We start from the raw sequence: 13646 nt of genomic DNA on the forward strand, positions 1-13646 counted from the left end.
GAAGATGTCATTCAAGGTAGATAACCTGAAGTTCGCTCCTGTCGGCGTTGCCGATACCTATACTGATGCATACGGTAAAACGCATCTTGTCGATGTTGCAGTGAAAACGCAACTGCTGAGCATGATGGCGACGAGCGGTTGCGAAAATGCACCGCTGCCTTCGGTCCGGGTTTTTCGTCAGGGCAAGGCGGCGCTGATTCCCCTGTCAGGCGACGGCGAGTTTGGTTGGACGCTGATGTATGAAAACGGGGGTCAGGTTCAGGGCAACATTACGGGCGGTAGCGAACTGCTGCTGCCGGATGCCTTACCGCTGGGCTATCACGAACTGATTTTGATGCGCGGTGAACAGCGTTGGACCTGCCGCGTGATTGTCGCGCCGCAGCGCGGCTATGAGCCGGAGCCCTTGAACCAGGGCAAGCGTTGGTGGGGCGTTAACGTGCAGCTTTATACGCTACGCTCGCAGGATAACTGGGGGATTGGCGATTTCGGCGATCTGCGCCAACTGGTGGAGCAAGTCGCGCGGCGCGGCGGTGCCTTTATCGGCGTAAATCCTCTGCATGCGCTTTACCCTGCCGACCCCGAGGCTGCCAGCCCTTACAGCCCCTCTTCCCGTCACTGGTTGAATATCATTTATATCAATGTGAACCGTATTGATGATTTTCAGCAGAGCAAAGAGGCGCAAGCCTGGTGGCGACAGGATGACACGCAGCGTCAGTTAGCGACACTGCGCGCCGGACGTTGGGTCGACTACAGCGGCGTGATGGCGCAAAAACTGGCCGCGCTGCGGCTGGCATACGACTTTTTCAAGACGCGCAGCGTGCTCGATCCGCGCGTCAGTGCGTTTCGTCAATTTGTGGTCAGCGGCGGGCAAAGCCTGCAACGGCAAGCCACCTTTGATGCGTTGCAAACCTGGCTTAAGCGTCAGGGCGAAAATTATGGCGATTGGCAGCAGTGGCCAAAGCGTTATCACGACGTGCATGGCGACACGGTGAAAGCGTTTTGTCAGGAAAATGAGCACGATATTGCGTTTTACTGCTGGCTGCAATGGATGGCTAACGAGCAACTGGCAGAGTGTTTCGCGCACAGTAAACAGCTTGGCATGCCTATTGGCCTATACCGGGACATGGCCGTGGGGGTGGCGCAGGGTGGGGCAGAAACCTGGGATGAGCGTCGACTTTACTGTCTGGACGCCGCCATCGGCGCACCACCCGACCCGCTGGGGCCGCAGGGGCAAAACTGGTCGCTGCCACCGATGAACCCGCACGTGATGCAGGCGCAGGGGTATCAGCCGTTTATCGATGTGCTGCGCAGCAACATGGCGCACTGTGGCGCATTGCGTATCGACCATGTGATGGGGCTGCTGCGCCTGTGGTGGATACCCAAAGCCGAACCCGCCACGCGCGGTGCCTATGTGCACTATCCGCTGGATGATTTACTGGCGGTGCTGGCGCTGGAGAGCCAACGCCAGCGCTGTCTGGTCGTGGGGGAAGATCTGGGGACGGTGCCGGCCGAGATTGTGGATAAACTGCGCGATAGCGGCGTTTACTCTTACAAGGTGCTGTTTTTTGAACAGGATGAGCACCATCACTTTCGCGCTCCGCTCGATTACCCGCGCCAGTCAATGGCGACCATCACCACGCACGATCTGCCCACGTTGCGCGGCTTTTGGCAAAACGTCGATCTGTCATTGGGCAAAGAGCTGGGTCTCTATCCTGATGAACGCGCGTTGCAGCAGCAGATTGAACAGCGCGATAGCGCCAAGCAGGGGCTGCTCGATGCGTTGCATCAGTATCAGCTGTTACCGCAGCGCGTCGGGCGCAATGCGGCGTTAACCGCGATGGGGACGCAACTGAGTCGCGGTGTGCAGCGTTATCTGGCGGACAGTCGCAGTGCGCTGCTGGGGTTGCAACTCGAGGATTGGCTGGATATGGCGACACCGGTCAATATTCCCGGCACCACGCGTGAATACCCCAACTGGCGGCGCAAGCTGAGCAGAACGGTGACGTCTATTTTCAGCGATCGCCATCTGGAACGCTTGATTCGCGATCTCGATCTGCGGCGTGGTCTAGCGTTGCCACCGGAAGCGGCGAGTGAAACCCGTAAGAATTGATGGATTGGCTGACGAGCACTCCCCACACTGGCGTGGGGAGTCGGGCGATAGGATTATCGTGCGATCAATAGTAAGAATGTTCGCCGCGCTGGTGTTCTGTCAAATCGCGCACGCCTTTCAGCTCAGGGAACTTCTCTAACAGCTCTTTCTCGATGCCTTCTTTCAGCGTGTAATCGACCATTGAACAGCCGTTGCAACCGCCGCCGAATTGCAGGATAGCCAAGCCATCATCGGTGATTTCCATCAGCGTTACGCGGCCGCCGTGCCCGGCCAACTGGGGGTTGATCTGGGATTGCAGCACATACTCCACGCGTTCCATCAACGGCGCATTGTCACCCACTTTGCGCATTTTTGCGTTAGGGGCTTTGAGCGTCAATTGAGAGCCCAACTGATCGGTAACGAAGTCGATTTCAGCATCTTCCAGATAAGGCGCGCTCAGTTCATCCACGTAGGCGGAAAGCTTCTCGAACTTCAATTCAGTGTCGGAGGCTTCCACCGCATCCGGCGGACAATAGGAAACGCCACACTCAGCGTTAGGCGTGCCCGGATTGATAACGAAGACGCGAATTTGCGTGCCTTCTTCTTGTTTTACCAGCAGTTTGACAAAATGGTCTTGTGCAGAGTCGGTAATACGGATCATAGTGGATTAACTCAATAGTTGACTACGCTTATCGGTCATAATACGCCCATCGAGGCGTTAACTCCAATTCATTCACGGTAAATGCCATTTATACCCGTCATACTTCAAGCTGCAGGTGCGTTGGCTGCGTTCACTCACCCGAATCACTTACTCAAGTAAGCTCATCGGGATTCATTCACTTGCCGCCTTCCTGCAACTCGAATTATTTAGGGTATATGGCAACAAAGGCGTTCACGCATCGAGCAGCGTGCGGCACAGGCACCACACCTGAATATGCGCGGCACCCTGCGCCTGTAATACGCGGCAGATCTCTGCCACGGTATTGCCCGTGGTCACCACGTCATCCACCAGCGCCACCCGAAGCCCAGAGAGGTCCAGGTTGCAGGCAAACGCATGCCGCAGGTTGTAGCGCCGCTCAGAGGCGCACAGGTGCTGTTGCAGAGGCGTATGGCGCACGCGCGTGAGCGCATGAGGATGATAGCGGCAGCGCAGCCAGCGGGCCAGAGGTTGCGCCAGCAACTCGGTTTGATTAAAGCCGCGCCGCCAGCGCTGACGGCGGTGCAGTGGCACGGTGAGCAGCACATCGGGTTTCTCAACGCGTTGTGGCGCAAGGCGATATTCGCTGAGCCAACGCAGCAGCATCTGTCGCGCGAGCACTTGCCCAAGTTCGATGCGTCCGTGGAATTTAAGCTGTTTCAATAGCGTGGTGAACGGAGGGCGGTAATCGGAGACAAAGGTCAGGCGGTGCCAGCGTGGCGGGCGATACAGGCAGCGACCGCACGGCACCGTGGCATTGCCGGACGGTAACCCGCAGCGCGGGCAGCACACCGGTGGAGCCGGAAGATGACGCTGACAATAGCAGCAAATACCGTGATGGTAATGATAAAGCGGTTGTTGGCATAGCCAGCAATTGGCACTGATGGTTAACATAGCGGCCTCGCAACAAAATTTCGAACGACTAGCAGGAAGATAATTGATGACCACGCTCTATTGGCACACCGAAGGGGAAGGGAAACGCGATCTTGTGTTGCTGCACGGATGGGGGCTGAACGCGCAGGTATGGCAGGGTATTGCAGTGCGACTGGCACCGCATTTTCGACTGCACTGTGTCGATCTCCCCGGTTATGGCCGTAGTGTGGGATATGGGGCGTTATCGCTTGCTGACATGGCCGATATCGTGCTGGCACAGGCACCCGAGCAGGCTGTCTGGCTGGGATGGTCGCTAGGCGGGTTGGTTGCCTGTCAGGCGGCACTCAGTGCGCCTGCGCGTGTCAGTGCGTTGATCACGGTTGCTTCCTCCCCGCGCTTCAGCGCCCAAGCGGAGTGGCCCGGTATTAAGCCTACGGTTTTACAAGGTTTTCAGCAGCAGCTCAGCGAAGATTTTCAGCGCACCGTGGAGCGTTTTCTGGCGTTGCAAACCCTGGGCACCGGCAGTGCGCGTCAGGATGCGCGTCTGCTAAAAAGTGTGGTATTGGAACAACCGATGCCGAGCATTGAGGTGCTTGAGGGGGGCTTGGACATTTTGCGCCAAACCGACCTGCGTGAGGCGATGGCGTCGTTGACGTTACCGATGCTGCGTGTTTACGGGGCGCTGGACGGACTGGTGCCCCGTAAAGTGGCGAGCCTGCTTGATGAACGATGGCCCGATACTGACTCGGTGGTGATGGCGCAGGCGGCACATGCACCGTTTATTTCCCACCCGGATGCCTTTGCCGAAACGGTTTGTGCGTTTGCTGGCGTCTAACGCGTTGTTGAGTAAAGGCACAAAAAAATGTGTCACCAACGTTAATTTACATATTCTCCTCATTTTCTCCACGATGTTGCGTGCGGTGACAGGGTAAAGTAGCGCGTCATACCCGTCATACTTCACGTTGCAGATGCGTTGGCTGCGCTCACTCACCCGAATCACTTACTTGAGTAAGCTCATCGGGACTCGTTCACTTGCCGCCTTCCTGCAACGCGAATTATTTAGGGTATATTAGGGAATTATATGCGCCACGTATAAAAATAGTCTGAAGGAGCGTTGTTTCGATGGCGAATTTTTTTATTGATCGCCCGATCTTTGCCTGGGTACTGGCCATCCTGCTGAGTCTGGGTGGCATGATGGCGATTGCCTCGTTGGCGGTTGAGCAATATCCCGATTTGGCACCGCCCAATGTGCGTATCAACGCTTCTTACCCGGGTGCTTCCGCGCAGACCATGGAAAACACCGTGACGCAGATTATCGAGCAAAGCATGACTGGGCTCGATCATCTGATGTACATGTCATCGCAAAGCAGCTCCGGCCAGTCACGCATTACCTTAAGCTTTGATGCGGGCACCGATCCGGATAACGCGCGTCAGCAGGTGCAGAACCAGTTGCAATCGGCGATGCGAAAACTGCCGCAGGATGTGCAGCAACAGGGGGTCACCGTCAACAAGACGGGGGACACCAATATCCTGATGATCGCGTTCGTCTCGACAGACGGCAGCATGGAGAAGCAGGATATCTCCGACTATGTCGCCAGTAACGTGCAGGAACCGCTCAGCCGCATCAACGGAGTGGGCAGCGTCGATATTTTCGGTTCGCAGTATGCCATGCGCATCTGGCTCGATCCGTCTAAACTCAAATCCTTTTCCCTGACGGCCAGCGATGTGGTGAGCGCCATTCAATCGCAAAACAGTCAGGTGTCAGTGGGTCAGGTAGGCGGTACGCCATCTGTAGATTATCAGTCACTAAATGCCACCGTAAACGCGCGCTCGTTGTTGCAAACCCCCGAGCAGTTCCGCGCCATTACCCTGCGTGTGAATCAGGATGGCTCCGCGGTGACGCTGGGCGACGTGGCGAAGATTGAACTGGGGGCAGAAAACTACGACTCGCTGAGCCGCTTCAATGGTCAGTCTGCCTCTGGCCTCGGTATCAAGTTGGCGTCCGGGGCCAATGAAATTGAAACCGATAAGCTGGTGCGTGCACGGTTGGCCGAACTGGCGCCGTTTTTCCCGCACGGGCTGGAAGCGAAAATCGCGTTCGAAACCTCTCCCTTTGTAAAAGCCTCAATTGAGGATGTGGTGAAAACGCTGCTGGAAGCGGTGCTGCTGGTGTTTTTGGTGATGTACCTGTTCTTGCAAAATTTCCGCGCTACGCTCATTCCCACTATCGCGGTCCCTGTGGTGTTGCTGGGTACGTTTGCCGTGCTCTATGCCTTTGGTTTTAGCCTCAATACGTTGACCATGTTCGCCATGGTGCTTGCCATCGGACTGTTGGTGGATGATGCCATTGTGGTGGTGGAAAACGTGGAGCGCGTGATGAGCGAGGAGGGGTTGAGCCCCAAAGCCGCCACGCGCAAATCGATGCAACAGGTGCAAAGTGCGCTGGTGGGAATTGCATTGGTGCTCTCTGCGGTGTTTGTACCGATGGCGTTTTTTGGCGGCACCACCGGTGCTATTTACCGCCAGTTCTCCATCACCATCGTCTCCGCCATGGTGCTGTCAGTGTTGGTGGCGTTGATTTTAACCCCAGCGCTGTGCGCCACGCTGCTGAAACCGCTGGCGAAAGGTGAACACCACGGCAAACGCGGCTTCTTTGGCTGGTTTAATCGTCAGTTTAATCGGCTCTCTGAACGCTACGAACACGGTGTTGGCAAGATAGTGGTCAAAAGTGGCCGCTGGTTTGTGCTCTACCTCGCGATTATTGGCGTGATGGCGTTCCTGTTCCGCACTTTGCCCACCTCGTTTTTGCCGCAGGAAGATCGCGGCGTCTTTATGACGCAGATCCAGCTACCGCCCGGCTCGACACAGCAGCAAACGCTGAAAGTGGTCGAGAAGGTGGAAGCTTATTACATGACGCAAGAAAAAGAGAACGTGGTATCGGTATTTACCGCCGTCGGTAACGGCCCCGGCGGTAACGGCCAGAACGTGGCACAGCTGTTTGTTCGCCTGAAAGATTGGGATGAACGCCCCGGCGCGCAAAACAGTGCAGGAGCCATCGTTGAACGGGCAACGCGCGCCTTCCGCCGTATCAATGAGGCGCGGGTTTTCGCCAGTACACCACCGGCGATTTCCGGTTTGGGTAACGCATCCGGGTTTGATATGGAATTGCAGGATCGCGCTGGGCTGGGGCACGACGCCTTAATGGCGGCGCGTGACACGCTGCTGGCGCAGGCAGCGGGAGATGCGCGTTTGACCCGGGTTCGCCACAACGGTCTGGACGACAGTCCGCAGATGCAAATCACCATCGATCAGCGCAAAGCAGAATCGCTGGGAGTGTCCATCAGCAACATCAACAGTACGCTGAAGATTGGCTGGGGCTCCACTTACGTGAACGATTTTATCGATCGCGGACGGGTGAAAAAGGTGTATGTGCAGGCGGCTGCGCCCTACCGTATGCTGCCAGACGATCTTAACAAATGGTATGTGCGTAATGACAGCGGGGGCATGGTGCCGTTCTCCGCCTTTGCCCAAACCTCGTGGATGACCGGTTCGCCGCGTCTGGAACGCTATAACGGCTTCTCCGCGCTGGAGATCCTCGGTGAGTCTGCGCCCGGCGTCAGCACCGGTACTGCCATGGATGTGATGGAACAACTGGTGGCTAAATTGCCGGAGGGTTTTGGGCTGGAGTGGACTGGCATGTCGCTGCAAGAGCGCATGACCGGGGCACAGGCTCCGGCACTCTATGCCATCTCCCTGCTGGTGGTGTTCCTGTGTCTGGCGGCGCTGTATGAAAGCTGGTCCGTGCCGTTCTCCGTGATGCTGGTGGTGCCGCTCGGCGTGTTGGGTGCATTGATCGCGACCTGGGCGCGCGGGCTGGAAAATGACGTTTATTTTCAGGTCGGCCTGCTGACAGTGATCGGGCTCTCAGCCAAAAACGCCATATTGATTGTAGAGTTTGCCAACGATCTCAACCACAAAGGCGTGGATATCGTCAAAGCCACGCTGGAAGCTTCCCGCCAACGCTTGCGCCCCATCCTGATGACGTCACTGGCCTTTGTTTTTGGTGTGTTGCCGATGGCAACCAGCACCGGTGCGGGCTCCGCCAGCCAGCACGCGGTGGGCACCGGCGTGATTGGCGGCATGGTCGCAGCTACCGTGCTGGCGATTTTCTTTGTTCCCCTGTTTTTCGTCGTAGTTCGACGCCGCTTCCCATTGAGAGAGAAAACGGAGTAGTGCTTATTGGTCTCTCTTTCCTTATCCCCGTGGGAGTCACGGGGATTTTTTTCCTGCCAACCACGTAATGAATAAACACCTCCATACCTGTCAACATTCATCAAACTGTAAACAAAGGTAACTAGGTTATGTCGTGATTATATTATCGCTCAAGGACATGACCATGAACGCTCGTTGGCTACTGCCGTTGCTTTTTGCTTCCACCCTGCCGGGGTTCGCGCAGGCTCAAGCGATTTACCCTATCGACCGCGCCACCATGCTGGCTGGCGGTAAGTTTGACTTTAAAGTCGAGTTTGATTCTGTAGTGAAACCCGCTGATGTTCGCATTCTGATTAACGGCAAGGATTACCAGCAGGTGCTGGGTAAATCCGCCACCTTTGTTGAGCGCGAAGACGGGCAGGATGTTTCTGCCGTATGGATCCGTGATGTGTTCCTGCCGCAGGCCGGTCAGTATCACGTGGAAGCACAGGCTAACGGCAAAACGGCGAAAGTGACCTGGGATGTCTACCCCAGCGCGGAAAAACGTAAAGCGAAGAACGTCATTCTGTTTATCGGTGATGGCCTCTCTGTGGCGCACCGCACCGGCGCACGCATCCTTTCCAAAGGCGTGACCGAAGGGAAAGCCGATGGTCGTCTGGCGATTGACGATCTGCAATACATGGCGTTTGCCGGTACTTCAAGTACTGACTCTATCGCGGCAGACAGCGCCAACACTATGAGCGCCTACATGACGGGTCACAAATCTGGCGTGAATGCGTTGGGTGTCTACGTGAGCCGCAGCAAGAATTCGCTGGAGCACCCGAAACAGGAAACGCTGGGCGAACTGATTACCCGTTCTTCCAAGATGTCGGTTGGCGTGGTCAGTGACGCCGAACTGGAAGATGCCACGCCAGCGGCGGTGGTGTCTCACACTCGTCGTCGCGCCGATAAAGCGGAAATCGTTGAGATGTTCTACAACGTGAAGCCGACGGTCATGCTGGGCGGCGGCTCTGCCTACTTCCTGCCGAAAAGCACAGCTGGCTCCAAACGTAAGGATGACACCAACTACGTTGAGAAATTCCAGCAAGCGGGCTATACGCTGGTTACTGACGCTGATGGGTTGAAGAAAAATGCTGAGCAGGCCACCAAACTGCTGGGGCTGTTCCACACCGGCAATATGGACGGTGTGCTGGATCGCCGTTTCCTGAAAAATGACGTGACCAAGAAATTCCCCAATCAGCCAGATCTGACCGACATGACGCAGGCGGCGCTGGATGTGCTGTCGAAAAACAAAGACGGCTTCTTCCTGATGGTGGAATCGGCGCTGATCGACAAAGCCTCTCACCCGTTGGATTGGGAACGCGCCTTTACCAACACCATCATGCTGGATCAGTCCGTGGCTATCGCCAAAAAATTTGCTGAGAAAAACCCGGATACGCTGATCATCGTGACCGGTGACCACACGCACGGCTTGTCAATTATCGGTACTATTGATGACAACAAGCCTGGTACCGAGATGCGTGAAAAAGTGGGCGTGTATGAAGATGCGGGCTTCCCGAACTACCAGGATGCCAACAAAGACGGCTATCCGGATGACATCAACGTTTCCAAACGGTTAGCGGTGTTCTTCAACAACTACCCGGATTACTACGAAACCTTCCGCCCGAAACTGGATAATCAGTTCGTTCCTGCCATCAAGAACGAAAAAGACCAGTATGTGGCGAACAAGGCCTATGAAAACGTCCCGGGTGCCGTGTTCCGTGAAGGCATTCTGCCGCGCTCTTCGGACACTGGCGTTCACGCCGTGGATGACATGGTGATTCAGGCCAGCGGCCCTGGCGGTGAGCGGATTCGCGGCTATATGGAAAACACCGAGCTGTTCCGCGTGATTGTTGATGCGCTGGCGCTGAAACCACAAGCCACCAAGTAACGCGCTGTAATGAAGAGCCTTACTTTACGTCCGGCGGGGGAGACCCCGCCGTTGTTCTTCTCGGCGTTGTGGCGCATGGTCGGCGTCGGCGTGTTGATGCTCAGCCTGATCGGTACCGCGCGTGCCGCATTGCCCACACTCTCTTTCGATAAACTCTATGCCTCGTATGGCGTGCTGGGGTTGGAATTTTCCAATGAGGTAAAAAATCTCTCGGGAAAACGCGTCAAAATGCGCGGCTTCATGGCCCCTCCGCTCAAGGCTGAATCCCAATTCTTTGTGTTGACCAAAATGCCGATGGCACTCTGCCCGTTCTGCTCTTCCGACGCCGACTGGCCGGAGGATATCGTGGTGGTCTACCTGTCAAAACGGCAAACCTTCGTACAGAACAACACCATTATCGACGTGGAAGGCGTGCTGGAGTTTGGCTCCTGGACGGATCCGGAAACCGGGTTTGTCAGCCTGTTGCGCCTGCGCGATGCCCGCTTTGATACGCCTTAGGAGCCGCTGTGGCTGATTTGCATATTGAAAACTTAACGATCTCTTTTCCTGATATGCCCAGCGCCGTGCTGGATATCGCCCACTTGCAGATTGCGGCGGGCAGTTGCGTGGCGGTAATGGGGCCATCAGGCTCGGGTAAAACCACGTTAGTGAATGCCATCACCGGCATGGACTGTGAGGGCACTGGCAGTGTGCGTTGGGGCGAGCAGGATATTCGCCAACTGTCAGAAGCCGAACGCGATCGTTGGCGCGCCCGTCATGTTGGTCTGATTATGCAGGATTTTAATTTGTTTCCCGGCCTTGATGCGCTGGAGAACGTGCTGCTGCCGGCACGCTTTCACCATTGGCGCTTGCCTGCGTCGCTGAAGGAACGGGGGAACATGTTGCTGGAGCGCGTGGGTGTGAACACCGGTAATCGCCCGATTGAAGTGCTGTCGCGCGGTGAGAAACAGCGTGTGGCGGTGGCTCGCGCGCTGTTGGCGACACCGGAAATCATCGTGGCCGATGAGCCTACGGCCAGTCTGGATGCACATAACGGCGAGCAGATCGCCGACCTGCTCGTCACGTTGGCCCGGGAACAGCGCAGTACGCTGATTGCCATTACGCACGACAAACGGCTGGCTGCGTTGATGTCGCGCTGTATTCAGTTGGAAAAAGGACAACGTGTGGCGGATAGCTATCAGGAGGTACAGGGATGATCCCATGGCGTTTGATTACCGCAGACTGGCGTCGGCTTTGGCCGGGCGTGGTGGTGGTGGTGATACTGATTGCATTGGCCACGGCGCTGAGTATTTCTGTGAGTTTACAGGAGCGCGCGTTGCGTATGGGCAGCGCCAAGGCGGCGGATCGTTTCGATCTGGTGATTGGTGCGCCGGGGAGCGAAACGCAACTGGTGCTCTCGTCAGTGTTTCTTCAGCCTTCTGCATTGACGCTGATTCCGGTGCAGGTGCTGGATGAGGTACAGAAAAATCCGCTGGTGGCCTGGGCGGCACCGGTGGCGTTTGGCGACTTCTATCAAGGCATGCCGATCGTGGGGACCAACGAAGCATTGGTGACCGATGGCGGGAAACGCCCATTGCAAGCCGGTCGGGTGTTTAACGATGGCTTTGAAGCCGTGGTGGGCGCGGGGACCGGACTGTCGATTGGCAGCACCTTTAGCCCGGTGCACGGCCAGGTCGGGGAAGAGGGAGCCCACGCTCATGCGGAAGTGCGCTATACCGTGGTTGGCGTGCTGCCCGCTGACGGCAGCGCCTGGGATAAAGCCATTCTGGTGCCGGTTAACGCCGTGTGGCGTGTGCACGGCATCCATGCACCGGGTGACCATGACGATGAGCACGAGCATCATGATGGCGAAGAGGGACATGAGCACGCTGAGGGCGATGCGCATGAACATCATGACGACGGTGAAGCGCATTCACAGGATGCGCAACAAGAGCATCATCATGAGGCTGGTGTGCCCGCCATTGTGGTAAAACCGCTCAGCATTGCGGGCGCTTACCAACTGCGCTCACTCTATCGCAGCACGGCAACACAGGCAGTATTTCCGGGAGAGGTGCTGGTGAAGCTCTATTCTATCCTCGGTGATATTCGTGCGTTACTGATGTATATCTCCATTGGCACGCAAGGGTTGGTGGGGATGGCGGTGGCGCTGGTGGCGGTGATGCATTTACGTCAACGCCAGAAGCAAATCGGTGCCTTGCGCGCTTTCGGCGCGCCGCGCACCGGTATTTTCCTGCTGATCTGGAGCGGATTGATGTCACTGGTATTTGCCGGTGTGGCGATCGGTGTGGGGCTGGGCTATGTCGCTGCCCAGGCTGTGGCGATCATCATGAGTGAAAAGAGTGGCTTTGTATTGCCGATTGCGTTGGGTGAAGACGATCTGTGGTTCGTGCTGCTGCTGCTGGCAGTGGCTGCCGTGGTGCTGACGCTTCCGGCGGTGCTCTCCTATCGACAGTCTCCTGCGGCGGCATTGCGCGGGGAATAATGGATATATACCCTAAATACGTCGAGTTGCAGGACAAAACGTTTACGTTTTGAACAGCGCAAGCATCTGCAACGTGATGTATGACGGGTATAACATGGGGCCGCTTGGCCCCTTGTTATCACCTGACAATATGTTCTCTCTGCGATTACCAATGATTGAATAAGGTGATAATGCCTTGTTTTAGTAAATCATTTTCTGAATGCATTCCCTCTCATCTCACCGTTATATTCAGATTCGATTACAGACGTTAATATTTGGCACCTTCATGTTTATAAAATGACTCAGAAAAATGTGTTATCCCTATATTTTTCTGTTTTTGTGCGGGTTCTATTTCGATAAAAATCATTCACGCAATCATTAAGGAATTGTTCATGCAGCAACAATACGTAATTCTCTGCTGTGTTGCCGGGCTGATGACGATATTTTCCGCTCAGGCCGAAAACACCGTTACCTCCGCCACCATAAGCGGGGCGTTGGGATGGTTAGAGGGAGAATCACACGAAAATGTTTACCTGGAAAATGGAGATAAACTCAGCCAATTGGATTGGAAAATAAAGCAAACGCCGATTATGACAATGGCGTTTAACTGGGATATATCCCCGTATTTAACATTGAATGCACGGGGTTGGACGACGCTCGCTGAGCGAAGCGCAAAAATGGATGACTATGATTGGCTCTATGACGATCAAACGCACTGGAGCGAATGGTCCCATCATCCCAACAGTCGCCTGAATCATGCTAATGCGTTTGATATGGAGGTTCAGAGTTGGGTTGTGAGTCAGCCCTATTACCGGCTGGGAGGGCTTGCCGGTTATCAACAGACGCATTTTAGCTGGACGGCGCTGGGGGGGTATTATCACTACGATAACGGTGCAACGGTGGGGGCATTTGAACGGGACCGTAATCTGGGTGGCTACCGGCAACAATTTGATGCCCCGTATCTGGGTATCACCGGGGTATTTCACTATCAGAATTTTGAGCTGAGTGCGCTCGCGAAATTCAGCCCTTGGGTTAAAGCGCGCGATAATGATGAGCACTATTTTCGCCAACTGACCTTTCGCGATGAAGGCAATTATGGGCGTTATTATTCCGTGTTGGTGGACATCGGCTATTATCTGACATCCAGTGCCAGGGTATTTACCGCGCTGAGTTGGAATAAATATGGTGAGAGCCGGGGAGGCACGCAAATTATCGATCAGGTTTCCGGAGAACAAGAATATATTGGCGGCCATGCTGCGGGTATTGCCAATGAGTATTACACGGTAATAGCAGGCCTGGCATATCGTTTTTAATAATCTCAGCGCGGTTTGTACCGTAACGGGACTGTCTTGCACCTCAGCATATGGCGTCAGGATAAAACATC

10 protein-coding genes are annotated in these 13646 nt (G+C 55.5%); 8 read left to right on the top strand and 2 right to left on the bottom strand.

Features of this window, described 5'->3' with window-relative positions:
• The first annotated feature begins 4 nt into the window (after positions 1-4).
• The gene (gene malQ, locus J5067_RS20250; protein WP_264651877.1) at positions 5-2110 is read left to right on the top strand and encodes a 4-alpha-glucanotransferase; all 2106 of its coding nucleotides are present in this window, start codon (positions 5-7) and stop codon (positions 2108-2110) included.
• A 64-nt stretch (positions 2111-2174) separates the two neighbouring features.
• On the opposite strand, the gene nfuA is transcribed toward malQ, so the two are convergent.
• On the bottom strand, positions 2175-2750 hold the full coding sequence (gene nfuA / locus J5067_RS20255; RefSeq protein ID WP_222158810.1) for a Fe-S biogenesis protein NfuA: 576 nt from the start codon (positions 2748-2750) through the stop codon (positions 2175-2177).
• 231 nt (positions 2751-2981) lie between these two features.
• Positions 2982-3680: a DNA utilization protein GntX gene (gene gntX / locus J5067_RS20260; RefSeq protein WP_264651878.1), complete on the bottom strand. Its 699-nt coding sequence runs from the start codon at positions 3678-3680 to the stop codon at positions 2982-2984.
• Between the two features lie 46 nt (positions 3681-3726).
• Here gntX and bioH point away from each other — a divergent pair, with 46 nt between their 5' ends.
• From bioH to J5067_RS20295, 7 genes are all read left to right on the top strand, one after another.
• Positions 3727-4494: a pimeloyl-ACP methyl ester esterase BioH gene (bioH, locus tag J5067_RS20265; protein WP_264651879.1), complete on the top strand. Its 768-nt coding sequence runs from the start codon at positions 3727-3729 to the stop codon at positions 4492-4494.
• Between the two features lie 287 nt (positions 4495-4781).
• Positions 4782-7892: a multidrug efflux RND transporter permease AcrD gene (gene acrD / locus J5067_RS20270; protein WP_264651880.1), complete on the top strand. Its 3111-nt coding sequence runs from the start codon at positions 4782-4784 to the stop codon at positions 7890-7892.
• A gap of 163 nt (positions 7893-8055) precedes the next feature.
• Complete coding sequence (locus J5067_RS20275; RefSeq protein ID WP_264645630.1) at positions 8056-9801, top strand: alkaline phosphatase; 1746 nt, start codon at positions 8056-8058, stop codon at positions 9799-9801.
• Between the two features lie 9 nt (positions 9802-9810).
• Positions 9811-10299: a hypothetical protein gene (locus J5067_RS20280; RefSeq protein WP_264645631.1), complete on the top strand. Its 489-nt coding sequence runs from the start codon at positions 9811-9813 to the stop codon at positions 10297-10299.
• An 8-nt stretch (positions 10300-10307) separates the two neighbouring features.
• Positions 10308-10997 carry an ABC transporter ATP-binding protein gene (locus tag J5067_RS20285; protein WP_264651881.1) on the top strand — a complete coding sequence of 230 codons (690 nt, stop codon included), beginning with the start codon at positions 10308-10310 and terminating at the stop codon, positions 10995-10997.
• The gene (locus J5067_RS20290) at positions 10994-12283 is read left to right on the top strand and encodes an FtsX-like permease family protein (RefSeq protein WP_264651882.1); all 1290 of its coding nucleotides are present in this window, start codon (positions 10994-10996) and stop codon (positions 12281-12283) included. The genes J5067_RS20285 and J5067_RS20290 overlap by 4 nt, the downstream gene beginning before the upstream one ends.
• Before the next feature lie 371 nt (positions 12284-12654).
• Positions 12655-13575 carry an omptin family outer membrane protease gene (locus tag J5067_RS20295; RefSeq protein ID WP_264651883.1) on the top strand — a complete coding sequence of 307 codons (921 nt, stop codon included), beginning with the start codon at positions 12655-12657 and terminating at the stop codon, positions 13573-13575.
• The last annotated feature ends 71 nt before the right edge of the window (positions 13576-13646 follow it).

The sequence above is a fragment of the Candidatus Symbiopectobacterium sp. NZEC151 genome, from assembly GCF_025962655.1.
GTDB lineage: Bacteria > Pseudomonadota > Gammaproteobacteria > Enterobacterales > Enterobacteriaceae > Symbiopectobacterium.

Excerpts from the sequence above, each read along its gene's own strand:
- J5067_RS20295 (WP_264651883.1), top strand. The coding sequence starts at position 12,655 with ATGCAGCAACAATACGTAATTCTCTGCTGTGTTGCCGGGCTGATGACG.
- J5067_RS20290 (WP_264651882.1), top strand. The coding sequence starts at position 10,994 with ATGATCCCATGGCGTTTGATTACCGCAGACTGGCGTCGGCTTTGGCCG.
- J5067_RS20280 (WP_264645631.1), top strand. The coding sequence starts at position 9,811 with ATGAAGAGCCTTACTTTACGTCCGGCGGGGGAGACCCCGCCGTTGTTC.
- gntX (WP_264651878.1), bottom strand. The coding sequence starts at position 3,680 with ATGTTAACCATCAGTGCCAATTGCTGGCTATGCCAACAACCGCTTTAT.
- malQ (WP_264651877.1), top strand. The coding sequence starts at position 5 with ATGTCATTCAAGGTAGATAACCTGAAGTTCGCTCCTGTCGGCGTTGCC.
- bioH (WP_264651879.1), top strand. The coding sequence starts at position 3,727 with ATGACCACGCTCTATTGGCACACCGAAGGGGAAGGGAAACGCGATCTT.
- J5067_RS20275 (WP_264645630.1), top strand. The coding sequence starts at position 8,056 with ATGAACGCTCGTTGGCTACTGCCGTTGCTTTTTGCTTCCACCCTGCCG.
- acrD (WP_264651880.1), top strand. The coding sequence starts at position 4,782 with ATGGCGAATTTTTTTATTGATCGCCCGATCTTTGCCTGGGTACTGGCC.
- nfuA (WP_222158810.1), bottom strand. The coding sequence starts at position 2,750 with ATGATCCGTATTACCGACTCTGCACAAGACCATTTTGTCAAACTGCTG.